Raw genomic sequence first — 7,753 nt, 5'->3', positions numbered from 1 at the left:
ATCATTGCGGTGAACAAAAACGACACGGCCCCCATCTTCGAGATTGCGGACTACGGCATCTGCGGCGACCTCTTCAAGGTGACCCCGCTGCTGACCGAAGCCATCCGGGCCGCCAAGGCCGCGAAGTAACTTTTCTTGAAAGAAAAGTTACCAAAAGAACTTTCGCGCGCTCTGGTTGTCTGGTGATGAACCGGGCCGGAGCGACGGCAACCAAGTCTCAGCGCACCAAAACGACCGAAGGGCAAAAACCCTCCGGTCGTTTTCTCTCATCATATACCAGGTTAGCGGCAGCGAAAAGAGAAGAAAGTCCATTCGTCAACCACCAAAACCCCCGCCCGCACCACGCCGCGGGCAGAAGACATGCGTACCCGGAGGAAGCACCTCTTACGCGTCCCCCGTCCTTCGTCCCCCCGCAGGGGCGATACTTCTTTTTCTCTTTTGGACCGTGCACGGCCCGTTTTCTCTTTTTCTTCTGGAAGAAAAAGAGAAAATGGGGGGTGCAATGAACCAGCCATCGCTGGTATCCAATCCTCCCCGCCCGAAGGGCGAGCATCACTCCCCCTCCTTGGAGTGAAAATGCCTCCAAACTGCCTCCGCGGCGGGTCTTGGCACCACCGCCGCCAGGGCCTCCACCTCCGCCTCGCGAATGGCCTTGATGGTCCCAAACTTCTTCCGCAGCTCCTCCCGCCGTTTCGGCCCCACGCCGGGAATCCCGTCCAGGGCGGAGCGCAGGGCGCTTTTCCCATGGCTCTCGTGGTGGTAGGTGATGGCGAAGCGGTGAGTCTCCTCCTGAATCTGCCCGATGAGGGAAAACACCGCCTGATTTCCCACAATGCCGATCTCCCGGCCCTCCGGGGTCACCAGGGCCCTCGTCCGGTGCCGGTCGTCCTTCACCATGCCGAAGATGGGGACGCTGACCCCGAACTCCTCCGCCACGCCCAGAGCCGTCTGGGCATGGGTGACGCCGCCGTCAATCAAGAACACATCCGGCAGGGGCAGAAACTTCTCGTCCCCGTCCGCCGCCCGCTGGAGCCGCCGCCGGAGCACCTCCCGCATAGAGGCGTAGTCGTCGGGCTTCCCCGCCAGCTCCTTGATGCGGAAGCGCCGGTAGGCGCTCTTCAGGGGCCTTGTGCCGCTGTAGACCACCATGGAGGCCACAATGTCGCTGCCCCCGGTGTTGGAGATGTCGAAGGACTCCAGCCGCTTGGGCGGGGCCGGGAGGTCCAGCATTTTCGTCAAAAGCTCCAGGGTGTGGGCCACCCGCTCCTCGGCGGTGGTGGCCCGCTCCGCCTCCTCGGCGGCGTTCCGCTGGGCCATGGACATCAAGGACGCCTTCTCCCCCCGCTGGGGGACGTGGACCCAGACCTTGTGCCCCGCCCGTTTCGTCAGCACCTCCGAGAGGTTTTCACAGTACCCCTCCGTCTCAAAGGGCAGCAGAATCTCATGGGGCAAAATGGCCCGGGGCAGGTAGTACTGGGCCGTCAGGGCGGAGAGCATCTCCTCCCGCCCCTCCTCCATGGGGGCGGTGAACAGCTCCGTCTCCCGGCCCGCCAGGTTCCCCTCCTCCATGTGGAGGACGGCATAGCAGCACTTCCCCGCCCCCCGGTACAGGCCCCAGATGTCCGTGTCGGCGCAGAGCCCGGCAATGACCGTCTGCTTTTTGGAAAGGGCGCTGATGGCATTGATCCGGTCCCGGAGGGCCGCCGCCTGCTCGAACCGCAGGGCCTCCGCCTCCGCCTCCATCTCCCCGGCCATCTCCCGGAGAAGGTCCTTGGCCTTGCCCTCCAGCATCTGGCTGGCCTGGCGGATGCGGCGCTGGTATTCCTCCGCCGTCATCTCCGGGCGGCAGAAGCCGTCGCACCGGCCCATGTGAAAATTCAGGCAGGGCCGCTCCGCCCCGATGTCCCGGGGGAATTTCCGGCTGCAGGTGGGAAGGCGCAGGGCGGCGCACACTGCGTCCAGGGCCTGGCGGGTCTCGAACCGCCCGCCGAAGGGGCCGAAGTACTTCGCGCCGTCATTGGCCCACTTGTGGACCATGGTAAACCGGGGATAGGTCTCCCGGGAGAGGCGGACGAAGGGATAGCCCTTGTCGTCCTTGAGCAGGATATTGTACCGGGGCATGTGCCGCTTGATGAGGGAGTTTTCCAGCACCAGGGCCTCGAACTCGCTGGAGACGAAGATGGTGTCGAAGTGGTCGATCTGGGAGACCATCTGCCTCGTCTTGGCGGTGTGGGAGGCGCTGTCCTGAAAATACTGGCTGACCCGGTTTTTCAGCTTCTTCGCCTTGCCCACGTAAATGACCTTCCCGGTTTTGTCCATCATCAGATAGACCCCCGGCAGAAGCGGCAGGTCATTGGCCTTCTCCTTCAGCTCGTCCTTGGTCATGGTCCGCCTCCTTTCAAAGTGGGATGCACCCCGGCAGAAGGGCTTGCCATCCTTGTGGGGCCTGGCCCCTGGCCAGGCCATTCCCCCGGAGCTTCCCCCTCTTCCGGCAGAACACCCCGGCCCAATAAAAAAAGACCACCCCGCGCTGACGGGCAGCACGGGGACGGTTCGTTACTCTCCGAAGTTGTCTTTCACCAGCTCCACCAGCGCGGTGACCGCCTCTTTCTCATCGCTGCCGTCGGCGATCAGGGTGATGGGGGTGCCCTTCACGATGCCCAGGGACAGCACGCCTAACAGGCTCTTGGCGTTGACGCGGCGGTCCTCCTTCTCGACCCAGATGCCGCTTTTAAACTCGTTGGCCTTCTGGATAAAGAACGTGGCGGGGCGGGCGTGCAAACCAACTTCGTTGTTGACCGTGATTTCCTGCGTATACATGTTGCAGCTCTCCTTTTTTATATCAAATCAAATGGAACTGGTTGCCCACAAGTCTTTCCTTTACCATCATAACCGCTTTTCTGCCTCCCGTCAATGGAGAATTGCACAAACATTTCAAAAAATTTTTCTCGTGAGTAAAGTTCTTTTTGTTAGTTTATGCCAATTTTCCATAAAATTATACGTCATTTCGCCGAAAGTTTGGGAGAATTTGGGAGAAAACCAAAGGAAGCATATTGAAGCGCTTTCCCCCGAAGCTGTTCCCGGTTTATCGTATGTATTTGGACGGTGCTCCATGCCGGAGGTTTCCAAGGTTTCTAAAAAAAACCTCCCCCGCCGGAAAGTCCCACGGTTTGCCCGGAGGGAACGGGAGACAATAGCGTTTGGGTATCGTGAACACGGGGCGGCGTCTCCGCTCCGTGCGCCGTCAAAGCGGCTCAAGGGCCGGCGGCCCGTGAACTTCTTTGACGGAGAGCCCGGGACCCCGCCGCCTGGCGGGGTCCCGGGCCGGAAAGATCGAAGGAGGAGTATGGCATGAAAAATACTCTGATGTTCCTGCTGGCGTCCCTGCTGCTGGCGTTCAGCCTGACCGCCTGCGGCGGAGGCCAGACCACCGGCAGCGTGGACGGCTCCACCGGCCAGTCCGGAAGCGGTTCTGTCAATGAGGGCGGCGCCGTCGGAGGCGGAAACGCCGCGGAAAACGGCTCCGTCAATGGCGGAAGCACCGCCGGGGACGGCCTGATGGACGGCGCCCGGGACGCCGTGGACGACGCCGGGCGGTCGGTCCGGGGCGCCCTGGACGACGCCGGAGACGCTATCGACCGGGCGTTTTAAGCGTCCGCCGGACCGCCGGGAGGATTCCAGGTCCCTTCGGCGGCCCGGCATACATAAGGACTTCCCTTTTCTCCCCGCCTCCTGTATACTATACTATAATACCAGGAGATATAAGGAGGTCCCCCATGCCCCAGGAATTTTCCATGAAAACCATCGCCCGGATTCGCAGCGACTTTGCCGGAAAGTTCGGCGTGCCCCGCCAGAGCGGCCTGGTGGAGGCGCTGGAGGCCCGGGTGGTGTTTGAACCGGAGTACCGGAACCCCGCCGCCCTCCGGGGGCTGGAGGGCTTTTCCCACATCTGGCTGGTGTGGGTGTTCGACCAGGCCGTCCGGGCGGAGTGGTCCCCCACCGTCCGCCCGCCCCGGCTGGGGGGCAACGCCCGGCTGGGGGTCTTTGCCACCCGGTCCCCCTTCCGGCCCAACCCCATCGCCCTGTCCGCCGTCACCCTGGCGGGCATGGAGGAGACTCGGGAGTGGGGAACCGTCCTCCGGGTCCGGGGGGCGGATTTAATGGACGGAACGCCCATTCTGGACATCAAGCCCTACCTCCCCTACGCCGACTGCCGCCCCGAAGCTGTGGGGGGCTTTGCCTCCGCCCCCGCCGGGGAGACGCTGGCGGTGGAGTGTTTGCCGGAGCTCTGGGAGAAGGTCCCGCCGCAGCGGCGGGAGGCCCTCCGGGCGGTGCTGGCCCTGGACCCCCGCCCCCGGTATCAGGAGGACCCGGAACGGGTCTACGGCTTCGGCTTTGCCGGGCTGGAGGTCCGGTTCTCCGTAGAGGGGGGCGTGCTCCGGGTCCGGGAGATTCTGGAGGGAACGGAACGGTAAAACTGCCGGACGCAAAAAGCGGGCCGCCCAGGGGGCGGTCCGCTTTCCTGTCGGACACCCTGTAGGGGCCGCCGCCCTCGGCGGCCCGCCTACCGGAAGCCGGGAAGTTCCGGGAAACGGGCCGCCCAGGGGGCGGCCCCTACAAGATTGCATCCCCCAAGCAGAGTCTTCTTGACTTTGGGACTCCTTTAGTCTATACTTAGGGAGTCCCAAAGTGGGAGGTGATGAGCTTGGGGGGCAAAAAAATGGGACGCCCTACCGACAATCCGAAGCCCTATCATATGACCGTAAAATACGATGAGGAATGCAAAGAGATTCTAGAACAATATTGCGAACAAGAAAAGGTTCCCCGTATGGAAGCGGCAAGGAGAGGGATTCGGAAGTTAAAGGACGACCTGAAAAAATAGTGGGAAGCGGCGCACTCCAACCAAGACCGCACCGCTTCCCCCCAAAGGCCGATATTGCCCAAAGGCAAAACGACGTAAATATGATACCATGCGCCGTCTTTCCTTTCAAGCGGTACCGGCCCAAAAAGAAAGTACTTGACTTCTGGCTATAAATTGCGCCTGTTTTAAATTTTTCGGAAACTTTATAATAATACAGGAAAGGAAATGCTTTTCATGTTATTTTGCCTGTATTCTAACTCTGATGGGAAGGTTTTGCAACGGTTTTCTGCCGGGAGAGGCACTCAAATTCTGCGGGAGAATATTCAAAGAGGTCTGTAAAGATTTTTTAAGCAATTTTTGATGGTTTATAGCCGTTTCTGCTCCTTTTCATTTGCTCTCCGGCACTCTTTGAAGCCAGTGTTTCCACGTGTTCCACGCCTGTCTGTGGCTAATTATGTGGTCAGGAAATAAACCACATCTCCCAAAACCCTCTCATGGTCACTATGTAAAATGCTTCGTTTTTGCTCCCGGATTTCTCCGTTTTAGATTGCAATTTCCTATCGACTTTTGCCCCCTCATTCGATATTGTGTTGCTTGCGAAAGCCCGCAAATTACTGAAATCAGGAGAAAAAAGTATGACCAGTACGAAAAAACGCATTACCACCGCACTGACGGCAACCATCCTCGCAACAACCCTCGCCATCCCCGCCATCGCAGTGGAGGCCCCGCCCATCTGGGTGAGCAGTTACAAGGGCAGTACTTTGGAGGTGGGAGAGCGCAGTGGCCTCATCATCGGCCCCAGCGGTGCGGACTACTCCGTCACCTCCAGCAACCCGGACACGGTAGCGGTGGAGCAGGTGCTGACCTTCTGGGTGGCTGTCGCCAAGGCGGAGGGGAGCGCAGAAATCACCGCATCCAACAGCGCTGGGGAATGCGGGAGCATGACGCTGACGGTCGGCTCCGTAGCCCCTGCCGCTCCAGAGGCCCCCGCCAGTGGGAACAGCGCCAGTCTGACGGACAACCCGGAAATGCGGCAGGAGATGACCCGTCTTATCAACCAGACCCGAAAGGACAACGGGGTATCGGAACTGCCAGTCAATGATGCCCTGATGAACGCCGCCCAGACTTGCTCCAATCGGCGCTACACCTGGCATCACGCCCTGGAGGAGAGTCAGGCCGCTGCCGACGCCGGTTACCCCTATACGCATAAGAGAATAGTACTCAAGGAGGGCCGTCCAGTTTCTTGGACGGCCCTCCCTCATAATGACAAAAACCGGAGTACAGACAGGAACATATAACGCCGAGAAGCACAGATTTACTGCTCAGATATTGCGTAACTGAAAACAAAGAATTAAACCCGTTCTTTTTGTTGGCACGAACGAGACTTAGAACGGCTTTTTGCAAAATGAATAGCAGGCAATGTCCCGAATAGGAATATATGTTTGTAAATCAAAATGGCGGCTGTAAAGGAATATTGCTCTATAACCCGGAGGATTGGTCTTGCGCATGATAAAATAGATAGAGATGTAGTTAATTCTTATTTTGACTTGCCGCTTTCACTATACCATCAATGATTTTTTCAGGACTATGTATACCAGAATCAAAATACAGATCAAATTTTTGGGGTCTCCCCACTCTAATCCCGAATGGGCTTTGTAGTATTTGCCCCTTTGTCTGTCCATCTTCCTCACTAAGCTCTCGGCCCTCTTTTGCCCGATGCCTTCCAGTCGCATCTTTCTCTGTACTCGATTTTCAAAGGGAGCCACTATAAATACAGTTAATAATTCCGTATCCAGCGCCTCACGCAAGACAAAATCGGCACACCGGCCAATAATAACGGCATCCTCTCTCCGGGCAATAGACCGTATCACATCGCTTTGCAAACGAAACAAAACCTCAGAAATAGGCTGTCCCCTTTGGACACGGTGGTTCCCCTCATAAGTGCCCTCGTAAAGCCAGGGACTTTCCTGCCGTTCATCAAATGCCCCCAATCGTTCATGATTCAATGCCCCGCGCTTTGCGGCCATTGTAATGAGCTGCTTATCATAGCACTCAATTCCTAACCGCCGCGCTACTTCTGCCCCGATCTCATGGCCCCCACTCCCGAACTATCTGCCGATTGTGATGATCCTATGCCCCATGTAGTATGTCCTCCTTATAATCCAGCTTGTTCCGCCTGCTGGATCGACATTCGGATTTGATCCATGGTAGGCCGCAGATATGACATCAGCTGATCTTCCGAAAAATCCAAGTCACGACGTATCCATTCCAACAAAATGCCACTCAATGCCGCCATGTAGAGGTCTCCCAGAAAGGCCAAATATTCATCAGATACCTGATGGCTCCCTTTGGCGTCTGCTAAAAAGAGAGTCATCAGGTGTTTTGTCTCCTGGTAAAACATCTCTCGAAGTGCTTCCTGCCCGATGTCGTTCAGCGCACATTTACAAACACTGTTATTCTCTGTAATCCATCGGAGAAACAGGCGAAATCCCTCCTGCCAAGTCAGGCAGTTTTCACTTGTTTTAATCAGTGAAAGGGCTTCCTCCTGAAACATCCACATCAATAAATCGTAAATGTCCTTGAAGTGGTAATAAAAAGTATACCTATTAGCTCCACAGCCGTCCGCAATCTCCTGAACTGTAATTTTCTTCAGGTTCTTTTTGACCATGAGCATTTTAAGCGAATCGGCTAATTGCCGTTTGCGGTTGTAGGATAATTCTGCCTGCTTCATATTCGTCCCTCGATTCTATTCAAACTATACCACAAACTTAGGGAAGCACTGATTAAAGCCGGTAAAAGCCAGGCAAACAGACAAAGGTAAAGGAAACGACCAATAAAGGGCCATATTGGGGGATGAATTCCTCGCTTTTCCAGTCCCAGCCCGGTCGAAGG

At 57.3% G+C, this 7,753-nt stretch carries 6 protein-coding genes and 2 pseudogenes; 4 read left to right on the top strand and 4 right to left on the bottom strand.

Going from position 1 to position 7,753, the window contains the following annotated elements; genetic code table 11:
* Positions 1–129 (top strand): annotated as a pseudogene (locus Q1M04_RS15715) (electron transfer flavoprotein subunit alpha/FixB family protein); the annotation flags it as partial.
* A 423-nt stretch (positions 130–552) separates the two neighbouring features.
* Here Q1M04_RS15715 and uvrC read toward each other — a convergent pair.
* Positions 553–2,385 (bottom strand): excinuclease ABC subunit UvrC, encoded by a 1,833-nt coding sequence (uvrC, locus tag Q1M04_RS15710; RefSeq protein WP_300347326.1) that lies wholly within the window; start codon positions 2,383–2,385, stop codon positions 553–555.
* A 171-nt stretch (positions 2,386–2,556) separates the two neighbouring features.
* A complete protein-coding gene (locus Q1M04_RS15705; protein ID WP_204791735.1) occupies positions 2,557–2,820 on the bottom strand; it encodes an HPr family phosphocarrier protein in 264 nt (87 codons plus the stop codon).
* Positions 2,821–3,351: 531 nt separating this feature from the next.
* Between Q1M04_RS15705 and Q1M04_RS15700 the strand changes: the two genes are divergently transcribed.
* The 3 genes from Q1M04_RS15700 (at position 3,352) to Q1M04_RS15690 (ending at position 6,159) form a co-directional block, all read left to right on the top strand.
* Positions 3,352–3,651, top strand: coding sequence for a hypothetical protein (locus tag Q1M04_RS15700; protein ID WP_293281150.1), 300 nt, complete (start codon positions 3,352–3,354; stop codon positions 3,649–3,651).
* 125 nt (positions 3,652–3,776) lie between these two features.
* Positions 3,777–4,475, top strand: coding sequence for a tRNA (N6-threonylcarbamoyladenosine(37)-N6)-methyltransferase TrmO (gene tsaA, locus Q1M04_RS15695; RefSeq protein ID WP_297294875.1), 699 nt, complete (start codon positions 3,777–3,779; stop codon positions 4,473–4,475).
* A gap of 1,021 nt (positions 4,476–5,496) precedes the next feature.
* Positions 5,497–6,159 (top strand): CAP domain-containing protein, encoded by a 663-nt coding sequence (locus Q1M04_RS15690; protein WP_300448776.1) that lies wholly within the window; start codon positions 5,497–5,499, stop codon positions 6,157–6,159.
* Positions 6,160–6,420: 261 nt separating this feature from the next.
* Here the strand turns inward: Q1M04_RS15690 and Q1M04_RS15685 are convergent.
* Together Q1M04_RS15685 and Q1M04_RS15680 are read right to left on the bottom strand one after the other, a co-directional pair.
* Positions 6,421–6,957: pseudogene (locus tag Q1M04_RS15685) on the bottom strand (cytidylate kinase-like family protein); the annotation flags it as partial.
* Positions 6,958–7,016: 59 nt separating this feature from the next.
* Entirely contained in the window at positions 7,017–7,592 is a 576-nt protein-coding gene (locus Q1M04_RS15680; protein ID WP_300448773.1) for a TetR/AcrR family transcriptional regulator C-terminal domain-containing protein, read from the bottom strand.
* Positions 7,593–7,753: the final 161 nt, after the last annotated feature.

Origin of the sequence: uncultured Oscillibacter sp. (assembly GCF_950073225.1) — a bacterium.
GTDB lineage: Bacteria > Bacillota > Clostridia > Oscillospirales > Oscillospiraceae > Oscillibacter.
The sequence above is the reverse complement of the archived record's forward strand: the minus strand, read 5'-3'. Positions and strand labels throughout refer to the sequence as shown.